Here is a 17,384-nt window from a genome sequence, read left to right as displayed (position 1 = left end):
ACCCCGTTCAATACCCGGCCGTGGCCGTTCCTACACCTCGGCGGTGGCTGTGCGGCGCGTCGTGAGCGGCTCGCCGTCCGCGGGTCACGGTGCGGTCGCTCAGGGGGTGCGGCGGGCGGGGGAGTACTCCTGTTCGGGGCGGCCGGTCGCGCCGTAGCGCAGCCGCATGCGCAGGTCACCGGTAGTGACGAGCGCCGCGAGGTAACGCTGGGCGGTGGCGCGGGAGATGCCGATCGCGGTCGCTATCTCGCCCGCCGACATCGGCGAGTCCGCGGCCTGCGCTGCTCGCAACACCAGCTCGCGGGTGGGGGAGGACGCGGTCGTGGCACGGTCGGGGGCGGGTGGGGCCGGGCGCAGGGCGTCCCAGGCCGCGTCGACGTCGCGGGCGCTCACCTCCGGCGCCGACAGGATGCGCCGGTAGCGCGCGTATCCGGCCAGGCGGGCGGCGAGCGCGGTGTGGTCGAACGGCTTCACCAGATAGGCGAGCGCGCCCGCCGCCGACGCCGCCCGCACCGTGGCGGATTCAGTGGCGGCGGTGAGCACCATGGCGTCACAGCGCAGTTCCCGGACCAGGTCGATCCCGGACCCGTCCGGCAGGTACACATCCACCAGCGCCAGATCGAAGGCGCCCTCGGCGAGCGCCTGATGCGCGGCGGCCACGGTGTTGACGACCGCCCCGACGGTGAATCCCGGGAGCGCGCCGACGATTCCGGCGTGCATGTTCGCCACCCGGAAATCGTCGTCCACCACGAGCACGGTGAAGTCGGTGCGGCTCACGTCGGCTCTCCTTCGGTCAGCACACCCGGCAGGCGCGCGATGAACTCCGCCCCGGTCAGTTCCCCGTCCGGCATCCCGGCCGAGGCCAGCCACACATCGCCGCCGAGCGCCCTGGCGACTTGCCGCGACAGCGCGAGCCCCACCCCGCGCCCGCCCGGCACCCCCACCCCCGGCTTGGTCGACACTCCGTCCGCGAACACCGCGTCCACCAGCTCTGGCGCCACCCCGCCGCCGCTGTCGGCCACCGTGATGTGCAGGGTCGAACCCTCCTGCACCAGTTCGACTTCCACCACCGCCACCGAGGTGGCCGCCAGGTCGATGGATTCCCCGTCGGGCTGTGCTGACGATCCCCTCCTGGCTTCGGCCGCTCGGCGGACCGCGTCGATCGCGTTGTCGAGGAGATTGCCCAGCACGGTCGTGACGTCCACGGGCGCAGCGAGATTCGCGTCGACCCAGGTGCTGGGCCCCAGTCGCAGCTGGACGCCGTTCTCCCTGGCGTGCGCGGCCTTGGCGGCGAGGAAGGCTTGCAGATACGGGTCGCGGACCGCATCGATACCCGGCATCGCGGCGCCGAGGGGGCCGGAACCGAGCAGCTCGTCGATGTAGCGCGCGGCCTCGCCGGGCCGGTCGCCGTGCAGCAGCCCGCTGAGCAGGTGCAGGCGATTGGCGAACTCGTGTCGCTGGGCGCGCAGGACGGTGCTCATGGACTGCACGGCGTCCAGCTGCCGGGTCAGCGATTCGACGTCGGTGCGGTCGCGCACGTCCAGCACAGCGCCCAGCGACCGCCCGTCGCGGGTGACCGTCCGCGCGGTGACCACCACGATCCGATCACCGACCGCGGCCTGCACCGGCTGCCCGTCGGCTGCCCGGAACGCCGCGAGCACCCGCGGAGTCAGCCCGATCGTCTCCACCGGACGACCACTGTCGCCCTCGATCCCGAGCAGTGTGCGCGCCTCGTCGTTGATCACCGTGGTCCGCCACCGGTCGTCGACCGCGACCACACCCACCCCGATGCCGTGCAGCACCACGTCCTGTTCACGCACCAGCTCGGCCAGCTCCGCCGGCTGCAACCCCAGTGTCAGCCCGTGCCAGCGCCGGGCCAGCAGCACCGATCCCGCGATCCCGGCGAACAGCGCGCCGAGCACGAGCACACCGGCCTTGCTCAGGTCGCGCGTCAGCTGCTCGCCCACCGCCTCGGTGGAGATGCCGACGCTCACCTCACCCACCACTTGCTCCGAACCGGGTTCGCGCACCGGCACTTTCGCACGCACGGAGTCGCCGAGGGTGCCGTGCTCACTGATCACCACCTCGGCCCCGCCCAGCGCCTGCGACGGATCGGTGCTCACCTTCTCCCCGAGCCGGGCCGGATCGGGATGGGCCAGCCGCAATCCGGCATCGTCGGTGATCACCACGAACAACGCGTCGGTCCGCTGCCGTGCGGCCTCGGCGGTCTGCTCGAGCTCCCCGTCCGCCAGCTCGGCGCGCAGCGCGGGCCCCGGCGTCAGCGGCAGTGCCGCGTAGCGGGCGACTTCGGCCCGTACCACCGGATCACTGGCGACGGTCCGCGCGATCGCCAGCGCCCGCTGCCCGTACTCGGCCGTGAGCCGCTGATCGCTGAGGTAGGCGAACACCCCGAACGCGAGCCCCAGGGTCAGCGCGACCAGCGCGACCTGGAGCAACACGATCTGCGTCCGCAGCCGGACGCCCCGGGGGAACAGCCTCACCGGCTCAGTCTAGGCACGCCGCTGCCCCGTGAGCACAATGCGCACAACCTGTCGAATCGCCGCTTGCGCTGGTTGTGCGCACAAGCGCGCGCCGTGTGACCCAGCCCACTTACCTTTCGACTGCGGCCGCGCATCACACGCAGCGGCGACGGACACAGGAGCAGCAATGAGCAATCCACTCATCGAACTCCGGGGCGCCACCAAGCGCTTCCCCGGAACCGACGGTGGCATCCACACCGCGGTGAAGAACATCGACTTCACCGTCGCCGCAGGCGAATTCGTCGCCGTCGTCGGCCCGACCGGCTGTGGCAAGTCCACCACCCTCTCGCTGGTGTCGGGCCTCGAGCCCACCTCGGCGGGCCGGACGCTGGTGCGCGGCAAGGATGTCGACGGCATCCCCGACGGCATCGGCTACATGTTCCAGCAGGACGCGGTGCTGCCCTGGCGCAGCGTCATCGACAATGTCGCCCTCGGCCCGCGCTTTCGTGGCGTGTCGAAGGCACAGGCCAAGGTAAAGGCCGCCGAGTGGGTGCGCATCGTCGGCCTGGCCGGCTTCGAGGACTACTACCCGCATCAGCTCTCCGGTGGCATGCGCAAGCGCGTTGCGCTGGCCCAGACGCTGGTGAACGAGCCGGAGATCATCCTCATGGACGAGCCGTTCAGCGCGCTCGACGTGCAGACCCGCCAGCTCATGCAGGACGAACTGCTCCGTGTCTGGGCGGGCACCGACGCCGCGGTGATCTTCGTGACCCACGACCTGGAAGAAGCCATCGCCCTGGCCGACCGCGTCGTGGTGATGACCGCGAGCCCGGCGACGGTGTGCGGTGACTTCCGCGTCACCCTCGAGCGTCCGCGCAATGTCGAAGAGGTGCGCCTCACCGAGGAATTCCGCGACCTCTACCGCGAAATCTGGGAAACGCTGCGCGATCAGGTCGAGGCGGCACGCACGAAGGGAGCGACCCGTGTCGCTTGAGACGATGGACAAGATCGCGGTCACCGCACCGGAAGTCGAGGCGGAGTCCGAGGACCAGATCCTGGCCCGGGTCAAGGCCAAGCACCGCAAGTCCAAGCTGCGGGTGTGGGGTCTGCGGGCCGCGCTGATCGTGCTGTGGCTGGGGTCCTGGGAACTGGTCGCCAGCCTGTGGATCGACCCGTTCTTCTACTCCAAGCCCTCGCTCATCCTCGACCGGCTGGTCGAATGGTTCACCGAGGGAACGCAGTTCGGGTCGATCTGGTTGCAGATCTTCACCACGGTCCAGGAGGCCGTGCTCGGCTTCGTGATCGGCACCGTGGCCGGTGTCGTCCTGGGCACGCTGCTCGGCCGCAGCCGCTACTGGGCCGACGTGCTCGCGCCGTTCATCAAGGCGCTCAACGCCGTTCCGCGCATCGTGCTGGCCTCGCTGTTCATCATCTGGTTCGGCCTCGGCCTGTCGTCCAAGGTGGCGACCGTGGTGGTGCTGGTGTTCTTCGCGGTGTTCTTCAACGCCTTCACCGGTGCGCGGGAAGTCGACGGCAATGTCATCAACAACGCTCGCATCCTCGGGGCGAGCAAGCGCCAGATCCTCGGTTCGATCGTGCTGCCCAGCGCCACCACCTGGATCCTGTCCAGCCTGCACACCGCCTTCGGCTTCGCGCTGATCGGCGCGGTCGTCGGTGAATACGCCGGTGCCAGCAAGGGTTTGGGCCTGCTGATCTCCAACGCGCAAGGCACCTTCGACGCGGCGGGCATCTACGCGGGCATGATCATCATCACCGTGGTCGCGCTGATGGCCGAGTGGCTGATCGGTGTCGCGGAGAACCGCCTGCTGAAATGGCGTCCCTCGCAGGCGCAGTCGGGGCACGGGGTGTAGACGATGAGATACCGCAAGCCTTTCGCCGTCGCCCTGCTCGCGATCAGCTCGCTGCTGCTGGCCACCGGATGCCGAGACTCACGCAGCATCCCGATGGCCGACGGCAGGCCGCAGATCACCATCATGGTCGGTGGCCTGGAGAAGGTGATCTACCTGCCCGCCATGCTGGCCCAGCAGCTCGGCGCCTTCGAGGCCAACGACCTCGACGTGAAACTGCTCGGCGAGCAATCCGGCGCCAGCGCCGAGACCGCGCTCCTCACCGGGGACGTGCAGGCCGTGGTCGGCTTCTACGACCACACCATCGACCTGCAAGCCAAGGACCAGTGCCTGCAGACCGTCGTCCAGTTCGCCGACGTGCCGGGGGAGGTGGAACTGGTCTCCACCGCCGACGCCGACGCCATCCGCACCCCCGCCGACTTCCGCGGCCGCAAACTCGGTGTCACCTCGCTGGGCTCGTCCACCGACTTCCTCACCCAGGCGCTGGCCGGTCAGGCGGGCCTGAGCACCTCCGACTACACGCGGGTGAAAGTCGGTGCGGGACAGACCTTCATCGCCGGCATGAACCACGACGGCATCGACGCGGGCATGACCACCGACCCCACCGTGGCGAAGATGGTCCAGTCCGGCGACGCCCGGATCCTCACCGACATGCGCAACGAGGAAGGCACCCGCGCCGCCCTGGGCGGTCTGTACCCCGCCTCCTCGCTGTACATGAAGTGCGACACCGTCGCCGCGCACCCGGAGATCGTGCAGAAACTGGCGAACGCGTTCGTTCGGACCCTGCGCTGGATCGACACGCACACGCCGGAGGAGATCGCCGCGACCATGCCCTCGCAGTACGCGGGCAGCGACCCGGCCCTGTATGTGCGGTCCATCCGCGACTCCATCGGCATGTTCAACGGCGACGGCCTGATGAAGCCCGAAGGCGCGCAGAACGTGCTGCGCATCCTCGGCCGGTACTCCCGCAATGTGGCGCCCGTCCGGGACCGCATCGATCTGGCCGCGACCTACACCAACCAGTTCGTCGAGCAAGCCCACAAGGCCCCTGCTCAGTAGCATGATCCGACCCTGCCGCGGGAATCCCGCGGCGGGGTCGAGGTCTGTCTAGGTGCCGGGAGTCAACGCCTTGGTCAGGGCCGGGACCGCGAGGTTGCGCTGCCAGGGCCTGGCGCCGCCCGCGCGCAGGAATTCCTCGATCGTCGCCGAGAGCTGATCGGGTTCGCCGACGTTCTTGTAGTCGGGGAGCCCGTCCCAGCACAGCCGCCGCACGAGATCGGGGGACAGGAGGTTCTCCACCGGGATGACGTATTCGGTGGAGAGCTCGCCCATGGCGCTGCGGGCGGTGGCGAGACGGGCGGCGGCGGCGGGGTCGCGGCGTTCCCACCGGTTGACCGGGGGCGGTCCGTCGAACGGGAGGGTCAGCGGCGGGAGGTCCTTGTCGGGCAGGGTGCGGCCGCGTTCGATCGCGCCGAGCCAGTCGCGGGAATAGCGGCGCTGGCGCGGCCCGCCGAAGACGGCCAGGGTGCGCAGCTGGGCGATACTGCGTGGCTCGGCGGTGGCGGCGGCCACGATCGCGGAGTCGGGCAGGATCCGGGCGGGCGCGACGTCGCGGGCGCGGGCGAGCTCGTCGCGGGTGGTCCACAGTTCGCGCACGATCGCCAGCTGACGGGTGCGGCGCAAGGTGTGGATGCCGGAGGTGCGCCGCCACCGGTCGGCCTTCGGCGCGGGCGGCGCCATGGTGCGGATGTGCTCGAATTCCTCGGCGGCCCAGTCGATCTTGCCCTGTTCGGCCAGGTCTGCGGCGACCGTGTCGCGCAGTTCCAGGAGCAGTTCGACATCGAGGGCGGCGTAGTTGAGCCATTCGTCGGGCAGCGGCCGGGTCGACCAGTCGGCGGCGCCGTGCCCCTTGCGCAGCGAGCGTCCGAGCAGGTTCTCGACCATCGCGGCCAGGCCGACGCGTTCGTAGCCGGCGATGCGGCCGCCCAGTTCGGTGTCGAACAGGCGGGCCGGGCGCAGGCCGAGCTCGGCGAGACCGGGCAGGTCCTGGTCGGCGGAGTGCAGGACCCATTCGAGGTTGTTGATGGCTTCGGCCAGCGGGGTCAGCGCATCGGTGATCGGGATCGGGTCGACGAGGAAGGTGCCGGCGCCCGCGCGCCGCAGCTGGATCAGATACGCCCGCGCCGAGTAGCGGAAACCGGACGCGCGTTCGGCGTCGACGGCCAGGGGACCGGTGCCCGCGGCGAGCTTCTCGGCGGCCTGGGCGACGTCGTCGGCGGTCGCCAGCACAGGGGGAACCCCCTCGGCGGGGGCGAGCAGGGGCTCTGCTGCGGTTGGTTCCTCGGCGACCGGCATAAACGTGAACTCTACGTGGCGTTCAAGGGCGATCGGTGCGGGTATACGACTCCGGTCGCAAATGGGTGATCCCGGCGGGCGGCAGCCCGGCGGCGAAGGCCAGTACCTCGCAGAACGCCTCCACGTGACGGCGCATCTCGGTGTTCATCGCCGTCCAGGAGGCGCGCAGCTCCAGCTGGTGGGCCCTGGGCGGGCCCGCGATGTCACCGTAGCGGACCGAACTGGTGGCCGTGACCGTGCCGCCGAGAGCGGTGAACGGCTCGCCCCGTGACTCCAGGGAGTCGACCAGCCAGCTCCACGCCACCTCGGGGAGCAGCGGGTCGGCGGCCAGCGCGGCATCGATGTCGGCCTGGATGTAGGCGACCAGCCGGAACACACCGTGCCAGGCCTCGTCGCCCTCGGGGTCGTGCAGCAGGATCAGCCTGCCGAACGCGTCCCCCTCGGAATCGATCGGCACGATGGCGCTCTCGGGGTGGGTGACCTCCGCTCCGAGCGCGTAGGAGAACGGCGCCAACCGTTGCGGGGGACGGATAGGCGCCAGCTCGATTCGGGGGTGCACTGTTGCGGTGCCCATCGCATCGACCGCCGCCCGGAAAGAAGCAGGCTCGCGGGGCGTTCCCCCGGTCGGTGCGGCGCCGTCGCGGATGTCGAGCGGTGTCACGAGGAGAGACGGTAGACGGTGTGCGCCCGGTGCAGGCGGAGGCGCGCCGCCACACGCGGCAGGGTACGGGCTGCGTTGCGCAGAGCGCATTCTCGGCACTCGTGTGGTGCACATCGTGCGACGATTGCCTCCGTAGTCCGGCCCATGGCCGGTTCGTCCGATTTCCGCCGGTCGGTGCGGCGCGGAGGTCGCGTCTCCCGGGCGGCGCGTTCGGCGGCGACCTCGGACCGGAATCGATGGGGGGTCCGCTTAGGATGAACAGCGATGAGCACTTACACCCGCCGCCGGTTGACCGATGCCCCGTTCCTGGCCGCCGCCACCGGCGCGACGCCCAGCAGGCGGCCCGTCTGGTTCATGCGCCAGGCAGGCCGGTCGCTGCCGGAGTACCGGGAACTGCGCAAGGGCATCGGGATGCTCGAGTCCTGCTTCGACCCGGAGCTGGTGTGTGAGATCACCATGCAGCCGATCCGCAGGCATGGCGTGGACGCGGCAATCCTGTTCTCCGACATCGTCGTTCCGCTCAAGGCCGCGGGCATCGACCTCGACATCGTGCCCGGCGTCGGCCCCGTGGTCGCCTCGCCGGTGCGCACCGCCGCCGACGTGCGCGCGCTGCCGCGGCTGCGGCCCGAAGAGGTCGGCGCGGTCGCCGAAGGCGTGCGCCTGCTGACCGACGCGCTCGGCGACACCCCGCTCATCGGTTTCGCGGGCGCACCGTTCACCCTGGCCTCCTATCTGGTGGAAGGCGGGCCGAGCAAGCATCACGAGCGCACCAAGGCGATGATGCACGCCGACCCGCAGACCTGGCACGCGCTGCTCGGCGCGCTCACCGATATCACCATCGCGTTCCTGCAGGCCCAGCTGGCCGCGGGCGTCGACGCGGTGCAGCTGTTCGATTCGTGGGCGGGTGCGCTGTCGCTGGCCGACTACCGCGAGTACGTGCTGCCGCATTCGGAGCGGGTCTTCGCCGAGGTCGCCGCGGCGGGCGTGCCGCGCATCCACTTCGGCGTCGGCACCGGCGAGCTGCTCGGCGCGATGGGCGAGGCGGGCGCCGACGTGGTCGGTGTGGACTGGCGGGTGCCGCTCACCGACGCCGTGCGCCGGGTCGGTCCCGGAAAGGGCTTGCAGGGCAACCTGGATCCCGCGATCCTGTTCGCCGGGTTCGACGCGGTCGAGAAGGAAACCCGCCGCATCGTGCGCGAGGCCGACGAGGCGATCACGATGGGCGCGAGTGGGCACATCTTCAACCTGGGCCACGGGGTGCTGCCGGATACCGATCCGGGCGTGCTGACCGCGCTGGTCGAGTTGGTGCACTCGCTGTAGTCGCTGTGTGCGAGCCGGGGTGCGCGTGCCTGCGCGTGATCAGGCCGACATCGACCGGGTAGGTGTAGCTGGCGGTGAGCCGGCGCGGCTACGGTCGAGGTATGCGGATCGCGGTCATCGGTGGCGGAATCAGTGGGCTCGTCGCGGCGTATCGGTTGCGGCAGCGGCTCGGGGACAGCGCCGACATCGTCGTTGTCGAGCAGGCCGCGCGGCCAGGCGGGGTGCTGCACACCGGTGAATTGGCCGGGGAGCCACTGGATCTCGGCGCCGAGGCCTTCGTCGGACGACGGCCTGAGGTGCTCGAGCTGATGGGCGAGCTCGGGCTCGACGATCAGCTGGTGCGGCCCGCGGGGAAACGGCCGCTGGTCTGGGCGCAGGGCACGGCGCACGCGCTGCCGGGGCGCACACTGATGGGGATTCCGTCCGACGCGGAGTCGCTGCGCGGCCTCGTCGACGAGGCGACACTCGCGCAGGTCGCCGCCGAGCCGCAGCGGCCGCTGCACTGGGAACCCGGCAGCGACACCGACGTCCACAGCCTCGTCGCCGACCGGTTCGGCCGCCAGGTCGTCGAGCGCAGTGTCGACCCGCTGCTGGGCGGCGTCTACGCGGGCACCAGCGCCTCGATCGGCGTGCGGGCCGCGCTGCCGACCCTCGCCGCCGCTCTCGATCGCGGCGCGCGCAGCCTCACCGACGCCGTTCGGGACGCCCTGCCCCCGCCGAGTACCGCGCCGGTCTTCGGCGGCCTGCGCGACGGCTACGGTGCCCTGCTCAGGGCACTCGTCGAGGCGTCCGGCGCCCGGTTGATCACCACCCTGGCGGCGACCAGGGTGGCCGCCGCTCCCGGCGGCTGGGTGGTCGACCCGCTCGGCCTGGTCGACGGCGTCGTCCTGGCCACCCCGGCGCCCGTCACCGCCCGCCTGCTGCACTACGTCGCGCCCGTCGCGGCCGCGGCCGCCGCCGGCATCGAACTGTCCTCGTCGGCCCTGGTCGCCATGGCGCTGCCGCGCGAGACCGGGCTGCCGGACAACTCCGGCATCCTCGTCGCCACCGGAGAACCCTTGCGCGCCAAGGCATTCACGCTGTCCAGCCGTAAATGGCCGCATCTGGGCGCCCGGGAGGTCGCGCTGGTCCGCGCCTCCTTCGGCCGGTTCGGCGACGAATCCCCGCTGTCCTGGTCCGACGACGACCTCGTCGCGGCCGCCGTCGCCGATCTGACCACTGTCACCGGCATCGAGATCACCCCGATCCAGTCCGTCGTCCAGCGCTGGCCCGGCGGCCTGCCTCAATACGCCCCCGGCCACACCGACCGCATCGCCACCATCGAATCCGCCATCGCCCCCCTCGGCGGCTTCGCGGTGGCAGGCGCCTATCTCCACGGCGTCGGCGTGCCCGCCTGCGTCGCTTCCGGTACCGCGGCCGCCGAGCGCGTCGCGACCACGCTGGCCTCCCGCGTCGAATAGCGGCCGTCACCTTGTAGGCCGAGTTCACCGGGCTGGACGGCTTCCCGGCGCACCACTGAGTGACCCGCGGCGTGTCGCTTACCGCGAACGATAGCGATGCTGCATGATCGCGCGCTGTGACCATCACCGGTGAGCAGACGACCAGCGCCCGCACCCTCTTCCTCGACCCGGAGCTCGGCCCCGTGGAACTGCACGCGGGCGAGGTGACGACGGTGACCTCGGTCTTCGGCAGCGAGGAATCCTCGCCGTGGCGGGCGACCCGGCCGGTCGCGGACTGACCGCAGCCCCAGCGCCCGCCCACCCGGCGGGCGAAAACGCCGCAGTGGCACCATAGATCCATGGCGCGACTCGACTACCAGGCCCTCAACTCCACCATTCGCTACCTGATGTTCTCGGTGTTCCAGGTGCAGCCGGGCGTGCTCGGCGAGGACCGCGCCGAGGCGATCAAGGAAGCACAGGCCTTCTTCGACGGCCTCGCCGACAAGGGCGTCGTGCTGCGCGGCATCTACGACGTGGCAGGTCTGCGCGCCGACGCCGACTTCATGCTGTGGACCCACGCCGAGCGCGTCGAGGACCTGCAGGCCGCCTACGCCGACTTCCGCCGCACCACCGAGCTGGGCAGGGCCAGCGCACCGGTGTGGAGCAATGTGGCGGTGCACCGGCCCGCCGAGTTCAACAAGAGCCACATCCCGGCGTTCCTGGCCGGTGAGGACCCGGGCAACTACATCTGCGTGTACCCGTTCGTGCGGTCCTACGAGTGGTACCTGCTGCCCGACGAGGAGCGGCGCAAGATGCTCGCCGACCACGGCAAGGCCGCCCGCGGCTACCCGGACGTGCGGGCCAACACCGTCAGCTCGATGGCGCTCGGCGACTACGAGTGGATCCTGGCCTTCGAGGCGCCGGAACTGCACCGCATCGTCGACCTCATGCGTGACCTGCGCGCCACCGAGGCCCGCCTGCACGTGCGCGAGGAGATCCCGTTCTTCACCGGCCCGCGCGTCGAGGTCGAGCAGCTGGTCACCGCGCTGCCGTAAACAGACGACAAGGGCCCGGTCGCCGGACCGGGCCCTTTCTCATGTCATTCCCCGGTCGGCTGCAGGCGCAACGCGATCGAGTTGATGCAGTAGCGCTGGTCGGTGGGGGTGGGATACCCCTCGCCCTCGAAGACGTGGCCGAGGTGGCTGTGGCAGTTGGCGCACAGCACCTCCACCCGGCGCATGCCGAGGCTGTCGTCGGCGCGCAGGATCACCGCGTCGGAATCGGCGGGGTCGAAGAACGACGGCCAGCCGCAGTGCGAGTCGAATTTCTCGGTGCTGCGGAACAATTCGGCATCACAGGCGCGACAGGTGTAGACGCCTTCGGTCTTGGTGTCGGTGTATTCGCCGACGAAGGGGCGCTCGGTGGCGGCCTCACGGAGAACGGCGTATTCCTGCGGATCCAGTTTCGCCCGCCACTGCTGCGGCGTCAGCTGGATGCGCGGCGTGGGCAACGATGAACTCATCACTCCACGCTAATGGTTTCGGCCGGTGCGCGCCGCGAGCGCCACCGGCCGATCCCTACTTCAGCGCGGGCTCGCGGTCGTCGGCGGGCTCCTCCGGCGCGACCGGATCGTCGCGATCCGGCGCGGGGGAGACCGCCACCGGCTTCTCGTCTTCGGCGCCGTCGCGGGAGTCCGGGGCACTCGCCATCCACGCCGGGTCGAGCCCGAACTGGAGCCTGCCCTCGCGGCGGGCGGCCAGGTAGCGGTCGCCGAGCACGCAGAACACGACGATGAGCAGCAGACCCCAGCCGAAGGTCACCCGCAGGTACTCGAGCGTGCGCCCGGTGCTCTGCCAGCGGTCCGACAGCCACTTGTCGTAGGTCATGAACCCGAAGATCGCCAGCCAGGCCGGCCAGTTGCGCAGCACCGAATTGCGCAGCACCACCGACATCAGGAACGGGAACAGCATCATCGAGTAGTACATCTGGCCCAGCGAGAGCAGCAGGAACGACGCGGTGAGCAGCACACCGGAGAAGGTGGTGACGAAGAAGAGCTCGTCGTCACGGTAGTAGCGCCACAGCAGCCACAGCGTCACCGCGACGACACCGGCCATCAGCGCCTGGATCAGCAGGATCATCCAGTGCGGCAGCCCGTAGTACAGCCCGTTACCACCGACCGAACTGTTGAAGTAGTCGCGCGTCTGCGCCAGATACGGCACGACACGGGTGAAGAATTTCTCGGGATCCGCCGACAGCGGCCAGGCGATCGCGGTGAGCGTCAACGGCACACCGAGCGCGGTGATGAAGACCTTCCACTGGCCGCGAACGGCCGCGACGAGCAGCAACGGCGCCAGCGTCGGTTTCACCGAAATGCTCAAACCGAGTGCGACACCGGCCCAGAGATCCCGACGCGCCAACAGCAGGTGGAGGAACACCAACTCGGCCAGCAGCAGACAGCCGTTGACATTGGTGAAGACCAATGTGTTGGTCACCGTCTCGGAGGCGAACATCGCCAGCAGCAGCGCGGGCGCTGCGATGGAGCCGAGACCGAACTTGAACAGGCGAAGCAGCAGGTACCACGCGAGCAGAATCGCGACGGCGTTGAGCCCGATGAACAGCCAGCGCGACAGCTCGTATTCGATGACCGCCACCGGCGCGATCAGCAGTGTTCCGCTCGGATAGTAGAGATAGTGCGGGTCGACCGACGAGAAGTCGGCGGTGTACAAAGGCCTGCCGTTGAGGAACTCGAACGAGGCGTTGTAGACCGGACGGTAATCGTCGGTGACGAAGCCGTTGATCGCCTTGATGAAGACACGATTCAGCACGGTCATGACCGCGAAGGGCCACAGAGCGAACTTGATCACATCCGCGGTCGTGCGCGCGGTACGGGGCTCGAGCTGTCGGAACAACACTGGGGCACGGTACACCGGATCCGGTAGCGATGGTGTCGCCGGACCCGTCGGACGCGCCGCAACCACCTGGTCGTCCGACCGGGATCAGGCGGGGCAGGCGCCGCCGTCGGCGGGCAATTTCGCCTCGGCGAGGTAGTCGGCGACGGCCTTCTGCGCGCACCCGGAATGGGCGGTGACCGGATGTCCCCACCCCTGCCAGGTCATGGTGGCGTGCCGGGCGCCCGCCGCGCCGAGCGCACCGGTCACCGAGGCCGCGGCTCCGCCCACGATCGGGTCGGCGGCGCCGGCGAACACCAGCACCGGCAGCTCGAGCTCGGTCGGTAGCGGCGGGGCGGTGGAGACCGGCCAGGCCGAGCAGATCATCAGCTCGATCGCGGCGGTCCGGCCGAAAACCGGATATTTGCTCGCCCAAGTTCCGGCGAGCTCGCGCGCCTTGTCCGGCGTCGGCGGCTGCTGGCTGTCGGTGCAGCGGTTGACGAACTCGCCGTCGGAGTTGATCGCGGCGGTTTCGCGGATGACCAGCATGGCCAGTGGTGCGCGATCACCGCGGTCGGCGGCGGCGAGGATGTCGGCCAGCGCGGTCACCCGGCTCGCCTGGTCGCCGCGCGGGCTGGACAGGAAGCCGGTGAGCGCGGTCGAGAGGTCGGCGGCCGAGATATCGCCGAGCGCGCCGGTGGTCGCCTTGTTCATCAGTGCGATGACCGCCGCGCGCGGGTCGGGGCCGAGTGCGCAGTTGGCGGCCTTGCAGCGCTGGGCGAAGGCGGTCAGGGCGGCCTCGGCGCCGGTGACGGCGGCTTCGGCCATCGTGGTCGCGTCCGCGCCGACCGGTTCGGGGGCATCCAGCACGAGCCGGGCCAGGTGGCCGCCGTAGCGGCGGGCATAGCTGAGCGCGACCTTGGCGCCGTTGCCGGTGCCGATCAGGTTGATCTTCTCGACCTGCCACTGCTTGCGCAGCTGCTCGATGTCGTCGGCGGCGTGCGGGGCGTCGAAGGTGCCCTCGTAGGGCTGCAGGAAGTCACGGCAGGCGATGGTCGCGTCCTGGCTGTAGCCGGCGACCGCGCCGACCTGATCGTTGCTGCCCACCCCGAACTGGCCGAGCTCGGCCATCACCGCGCGCAGCTGGGCGGGAATGCAGTCGATGGGCTGGGAGGCGCCGATCCCGCGCCGGTCGACGGCCACGATCGGCTGGGCGGCCAGCAACGCGCTGTTCGGGCCCAGCGCCAGACCCGCCAGTGTCGAGGCCGACGAGCGGTCGGCGCCGGAGGTGAGCACCAGCGGCGCCGCGTCGGCGGGGGTCTGCGGCAGCCGCGCGCGCAGGGCGCCCGCCCGGAACGTGCCGAGCACCGTGCCCGCGGTGTCGATCGGGGTCGCGAAATCGGCGCACTCGAGAACCAGGCCTGCCGGAGCCGCGCCGAAATCGAGCGAACCCAGGGTCGACGCGGTGCAGTCCTTCCAGGCCAGGTCGGTTTTCGGGACTTCGGCCTTGGCGAGATCCGGCACGGCGGGTTCCTCGGTCTGCCCGCCGCCCGCACCGGGGCGCTCGACAGCGACGACGGGCCGATCCGACGGTCCGGCTCCGCAGCCCGCGAGCATGATCGACAGTGTCGCGGCCGTCGCCGCGGCCCGAGTCCAGCGCATGGGCTACACACTGCCAGGTTCGGCGCCAGGTTTCATCGACGGGCCCACCGGGCCAGCACGGTGCCGTCCTCGGCGAGCACCAGCTGCTTGCGGCTCATCGGGGTGTCGAAAGTGCTCGCCGACAGCGAGATTCGCCCACCCGCCCCGCCGACCAGCATCGGCGCGGTGCTCAGGCACAACTCGTCGACCAGATCCGCCTCGGCCAGCTGCCCGAACAGATGCGGCCCGCCCTCGCACAGCACCCGGTGCAGGCCGCGCTCGGCGAACACCCGCACCAGCGCGGACGGCATGATCGCGGCCTCACCGGCCACCACGATCTGCGCGCCCGCCTGCTCGAGCGCGGCGACCTGGTCCTTGTCGGCGTGGGCGGTGGTGATGATCAACGGCGCGACCTCGGCGTCGGTGAAGAACTTCGACGCCGGATCGAGCCGCGCGCTCGCGGTGACCACCGCGATCGGCGGCGGGGTGCCGTCGGCCGATCCGCCGATGCCGTGCTGGAAGTGCGCGCGGCGCCGATCCGGATCCGGATGCGCGCCGCCGTAGTTCTCCGCGCGCACGGTGCCCGCCCCGATGACGATCACCTCCGCCAGTTCACGCAACAGCGTGAACACCCGGTGGTCGGCATCGGTGCCGAGCCCCGCGGACACGCCGTCCACGGTGAACGCGCCGTCGATACTGTTCACGAAGTTGGCCCGCACCCAGGGGCGCTCCAGGTGCCGGGGATAGGCATAGCACCTGGCCAGTGCGTCGTCGTCGAGGTCTGCGAGCTGGGTCACATTGTGGATACGCTGCATAGGAACCGATGCAACCACGTCCGTACGATTCGTTCATGCAAGAACGCCTCGTCGATCGCCATCCGGAGGTCCCGGCCGACCAGCTCGTCGCGCAGATGGTGCCCCCGCCCATGTTCGACGAGGTCAGCTTCGCCTCCTACATTCCCGACCCGAAGGAACCCAGCCAGGCGGCCGCGGTGCATAAGGCCGAGGAATTCGCCGGTCAGGTCGCCAAGATCCACAAGGCCGGATCCAAGAAGAGCCTGTTCGGCAAGAAGAAGGCCGTCACCGGTGCGGGCCTGTATCTCGACGGTGGCTTCGGCGTCGGCAAGACCCACCTGCTCGCCTCGATCTTCCACAGCGCGCCCGCGGCCAAGTCGTTCGGCACCTTCGGTGAGCTGACCAACCTGGTCGGCGCGCTGGGCTTCGTCAACGCCGTCGAGCGCCTCTCCGGCAACAGCCTGCTGTGCATCGACGAGTTCGAGCTCGACGATCCGGGCGACACCACCATGGTCTCGCGCCTGCTCACCGAGCTCTCCGCCGCGGGCGTCTCCATCGCGGCCACCTCGAACACGCTGCCCAGCCAGCTCGGCGAGGGTCGTTTCGCCGCACAGGATTTCCTGCGCGAGATCAAGAAGCTCGGCTCCATCTTCGAGCCGGTGCGCGTCGACGGTCCCGACTACCGCCACCGCGACCTGCCGCCCGCCCCCGAGCCGACCTCGCCCGACATCCTGGCCGAACGGGCCGCCACCACGTCGGGTTCCACCCTCGACGACTACGACGCGCTGCTGAAGCACCTGAGCACGCTGCACCCGTCGAAGTACGGCGCGCTGATCAACGGGGTGTCCTCGGTGTTCATCTCCGGCGTGCACCCGGTGACCGACCAGGCCGTCGCCCTGCGCATCGTCGTACTCGCCGACCGCCTCTACGACGCCAGCATCCCGGTGACCGTCTCGGGCGCCAAACTCGACGAGATCTTCTCCCAGGAGATGCTCGACGGCGGCTACCGCAAGAAGTACCTGCGCGCGATCTCGCGTCTGCTGGCGCTTTCGCGCTTCGAGGCCGCCGCCGCGTAGGCCGCGGGCGCCGGGTACGTTCTGCCGTGACCGTGACCCGGCGTCGTCGAAGGAGTTCCCCGTGACCCGTAGTCGTGCCGCGCGCGCGAGTCTGGCCGCCGCGACCGGAGTGGCGGTGCTGCTCGGACCGGTCGTCGGCCAGGCCGTCGCGGCGCCCGCGCCCAGCAGTGACACCGGGACCGTCGATCGGCTGATCGGCCTGTCCGGGGTGCAGAACGCCAGGGACGCGGGCGGTTACCGCACCACCGACGGGCGCTGGGTCCGCACCGGGCTGGTGTTCCGCTCCGGCGCGCTGGACAAGGCGACTCCCGATGACCTGGCCCGGCTGAGCGCGCTCGGCGTGCGCGTCGTCGACGATCTGCGGACCGGCTACGAACGCGACCTCGCCGCCGACCGGCTCCCCGCCGGCGCGACCGGCAACGCCTACGACGTGATCGGCCAGGCACCGCCGCTGGTCCTGGCAGGCGCCCTGTTCGGCGGCGAAGGCATGTACCGGGCGTTCATCACCGCTCCCGGCGCGAACCAGGCGTTCGCCGCGGTGCTGCGCGACATCATCGCCGCCGACGGCGCGGGCGTGCTGTATCACTGCAGCGCGGGCAAGGACCGCACCGGCTGGACCTCGGCGGTCCTGCTGACGCTGCTCGGCGTCGACCGCGACACCGTCACCGCCGACTACCTGGCCTCCAACACCTACCGCAACGCGTCGCCCGCCGACCCGCTCAACGGCGTGCAGCAGAGCTGGCTCGACGCGGCCTTCGACCAGGCGACCCAGTCCTATGGCAGCTTCGGCAGCTATGTGCGCGACGGTCTCGGCCTGACCGGCGCGGAGGTCGCCGCGCTGCGATCCGCGCTGCTCAGCTGA

Annotated in this window: 17 protein-coding genes; 9 read left to right on the top strand and 8 right to left on the bottom strand. The window is 70.5% G+C overall.

Going from position 1 to position 17,384, the window contains the following annotated elements; genetic code table 11:
- Positions 1 to 99 precede the first annotated feature (99 nt).
- Together IEY60_RS04220 and IEY60_RS04215 are read right to left on the bottom strand one after the other, a co-directional pair.
- Positions 100 to 777, bottom strand: a complete 678-nt coding sequence (locus tag IEY60_RS04220; RefSeq protein ID WP_189023957.1) for a response regulator — start codon at positions 775 to 777, stop codon at positions 100 to 102.
- Positions 774 to 2,501, bottom strand: a complete 1,728-nt coding sequence (locus tag IEY60_RS04215; RefSeq protein ID WP_229739529.1) for an ATP-binding protein — start codon at positions 2,499 to 2,501, stop codon at positions 774 to 776. The genes IEY60_RS04220 and IEY60_RS04215 overlap by 4 nt, the downstream gene beginning before the upstream one ends.
- A 166-nt stretch (positions 2,502 to 2,667) precedes the next feature.
- Between IEY60_RS04215 and IEY60_RS04210 the strand changes: the two genes are divergently transcribed.
- The 3 genes from IEY60_RS04210 to IEY60_RS04200 are packed head-to-tail and all read left to right on the top strand — an operon-like array spanning position 2,668 to position 5,407.
- Positions 2,668 to 3,474: an ABC transporter ATP-binding protein gene (locus IEY60_RS04210; protein ID WP_189023955.1), complete on the top strand. Its 807-nt coding sequence runs from the start codon at positions 2,668 to 2,670 to the stop codon at positions 3,472 to 3,474.
- Complete coding sequence (locus IEY60_RS04205; RefSeq protein ID WP_189023953.1) at positions 3,464 to 4,351, top strand: ABC transporter permease; 888 nt, start codon at positions 3,464 to 3,466, stop codon at positions 4,349 to 4,351. The genes IEY60_RS04210 and IEY60_RS04205 overlap by 11 nt, the downstream gene beginning before the upstream one ends.
- Positions 4,352 to 4,354: 3 nt before the next feature.
- On the top strand, positions 4,355 to 5,407 hold the full coding sequence (locus IEY60_RS04200; protein ID WP_189023951.1) for an ABC transporter substrate-binding protein: 1,053 nt from the start codon (positions 4,355 to 4,357) through the stop codon (positions 5,405 to 5,407).
- Between the two features lie 48 nt (positions 5,408 to 5,455).
- Here the strand turns inward: IEY60_RS04200 and IEY60_RS04195 are convergent, their stop codons facing one another.
- Both IEY60_RS04195 and IEY60_RS04190 read right to left on the bottom strand, forming a co-directional pair.
- Entirely contained in the window at positions 5,456 to 6,703 is a 1,248-nt protein-coding gene (locus IEY60_RS04195) for a ribonuclease D (protein ID WP_189023949.1), read from the bottom strand.
- Between the two features lie 22 nt (positions 6,704 to 6,725).
- A complete protein-coding gene (locus IEY60_RS04190; RefSeq protein WP_229739600.1) occupies positions 6,726 to 7,277 on the bottom strand; it encodes a DUF3000 domain-containing protein in 552 nt (183 codons plus the stop codon).
- Between the two features lie 351 nt (positions 7,278 to 7,628).
- On the opposite strand from IEY60_RS04190, the gene hemE reads away from it, so the two are divergent.
- The 4 genes from hemE (at position 7,629) to hemQ (ending at position 11,178) form a co-directional block, all read left to right on the top strand.
- A complete protein-coding gene (gene hemE / locus IEY60_RS04185) occupies positions 7,629 to 8,684 on the top strand; it encodes a uroporphyrinogen decarboxylase (protein WP_189023945.1) in 1,056 nt (351 codons plus the stop codon).
- 101 nt (positions 8,685 to 8,785) lie between these two features.
- Positions 8,786 to 10,144 carry a protoporphyrinogen oxidase gene (locus tag IEY60_RS04180; RefSeq protein WP_189023943.1) on the top strand — a complete coding sequence of 453 codons (1,359 nt, stop codon included), beginning with the start codon at positions 8,786 to 8,788 and terminating at the stop codon, positions 10,142 to 10,144.
- Between the two features lie 116 nt (positions 10,145 to 10,260).
- Positions 10,261 to 10,422, top strand: a complete 162-nt coding sequence (locus IEY60_RS04175; RefSeq protein ID WP_189023941.1) for a hypothetical protein — start codon at positions 10,261 to 10,263, stop codon at positions 10,420 to 10,422.
- A gap of 60 nt (positions 10,423 to 10,482) precedes the next feature.
- On the top strand, positions 10,483 to 11,178 hold the full coding sequence (gene hemQ / locus IEY60_RS04170; protein ID WP_189023939.1) for a hydrogen peroxide-dependent heme synthase: 696 nt from the start codon (positions 10,483 to 10,485) through the stop codon (positions 11,176 to 11,178).
- Positions 11,179 to 11,222: 44 nt separating this feature from the next.
- Here the strand turns inward: hemQ and msrB are convergent, their stop codons facing one another.
- The 4 genes from msrB to IEY60_RS04150 all read right to left on the bottom strand — a co-directional run bounded on the left by msrB (position 11,223) and on the right by IEY60_RS04150 (position 15,467).
- The gene (msrB, locus tag IEY60_RS04165) at positions 11,223 to 11,645 is read right to left on the bottom strand and encodes a peptide-methionine (R)-S-oxide reductase MsrB (RefSeq protein WP_189023937.1); all 423 of its coding nucleotides are present in this window, start codon (positions 11,643 to 11,645) and stop codon (positions 11,223 to 11,225) included.
- 55 nt (positions 11,646 to 11,700) lie between these two features.
- On the bottom strand, positions 11,701 to 13,035 hold the full coding sequence (locus IEY60_RS04160; RefSeq protein ID WP_268241451.1) for a glycosyltransferase family 87 protein: 1,335 nt from the start codon (positions 13,033 to 13,035) through the stop codon (positions 11,701 to 11,703).
- Positions 13,036 to 13,119: 84 nt separating this feature from the next.
- Positions 13,120 to 14,673, bottom strand: coding sequence for an alpha/beta hydrolase (locus IEY60_RS04155; protein ID WP_189023933.1), 1,554 nt, complete (start codon positions 14,671 to 14,673; stop codon positions 13,120 to 13,122).
- 32 nt (positions 14,674 to 14,705) lie between these two features.
- A complete protein-coding gene (locus IEY60_RS04150; RefSeq protein ID WP_189023931.1) occupies positions 14,706 to 15,467 on the bottom strand; it encodes a pyrimidine reductase family protein in 762 nt (253 codons plus the stop codon).
- 35 nt (positions 15,468 to 15,502) lie between these two features.
- Between IEY60_RS04150 and zapE the strand changes: the two genes are divergently transcribed.
- Positions 15,503 to 16,522, top strand: coding sequence for a cell division protein ZapE (zapE, locus tag IEY60_RS04145; protein ID WP_189023929.1), 1,020 nt, complete (start codon positions 15,503 to 15,505; stop codon positions 16,520 to 16,522).
- 61 nt (positions 16,523 to 16,583) lie between these two features.
- Positions 16,584 to 17,384: a tyrosine-protein phosphatase gene (locus tag IEY60_RS04140; RefSeq protein WP_189023920.1), complete on the top strand. Its 801-nt coding sequence runs from the start codon at positions 16,584 to 16,586 to the stop codon at positions 17,382 to 17,384.

The sequence above is a fragment of the Nocardia rhizosphaerihabitans genome (assembly GCF_014646295.1).
Classification (GTDB): domain Bacteria; phylum Actinomycetota; class Actinomycetes; order Mycobacteriales; family Mycobacteriaceae; genus Nocardia; species Nocardia rhizosphaerihabitans.
The sequence above is the reverse complement of the archived record's forward strand: the minus strand, read 5'-3'. Positions and strand labels throughout refer to the sequence as shown.

What these genes read in the sequence shown, in the direction of transcription:
- IEY60_RS04210 (WP_189023955.1), top strand. Translation starts at nt 2,668, where the DNA reads ATGAGCAATCCACTCATCGAACTCCGGGGCGCCACCAAGCGCTTCCCC.
- IEY60_RS04200 (WP_189023951.1), top strand. Translation starts at nt 4,355, where the DNA reads ATGAGATACCGCAAGCCTTTCGCCGTCGCCCTGCTCGCGATCAGCTCG.
- IEY60_RS04195 (WP_189023949.1), bottom strand. Translation starts at nt 6,703, where the DNA reads ATGCCGGTCGCCGAGGAACCAACCGCAGCAGAGCCCCTGCTCGCCCCC.
- IEY60_RS04190 (WP_229739600.1), bottom strand. Translation starts at nt 7,277, where the DNA reads ATGGGCACCGCAACAGTGCACCCCCGAATCGAGCTGGCGCCTATCCGT.
- hemE (WP_189023945.1), top strand. Translation starts at nt 7,629, where the DNA reads ATGAGCACTTACACCCGCCGCCGGTTGACCGATGCCCCGTTCCTGGCC.
- IEY60_RS04180 (WP_189023943.1), top strand. Translation starts at nt 8,786, where the DNA reads ATGCGGATCGCGGTCATCGGTGGCGGAATCAGTGGGCTCGTCGCGGCG.
- hemQ (WP_189023939.1), top strand. Translation starts at nt 10,483, where the DNA reads ATGGCGCGACTCGACTACCAGGCCCTCAACTCCACCATTCGCTACCTG.
- msrB (WP_189023937.1), bottom strand. Translation starts at nt 11,645, where the DNA reads ATGAGTTCATCGTTGCCCACGCCGCGCATCCAGCTGACGCCGCAGCAG.
- IEY60_RS04155 (WP_189023933.1), bottom strand. Translation starts at nt 14,673, where the DNA reads ATGCGCTGGACTCGGGCCGCGGCGACGGCCGCGACACTGTCGATCATG.
- IEY60_RS04150 (WP_189023931.1), bottom strand. Translation starts at nt 15,467, where the DNA reads ATGCAGCGTATCCACAATGTGACCCAGCTCGCAGACCTCGACGACGAC.
- zapE (WP_189023929.1), top strand. Translation starts at nt 15,503, where the DNA reads ATGCAAGAACGCCTCGTCGATCGCCATCCGGAGGTCCCGGCCGACCAG.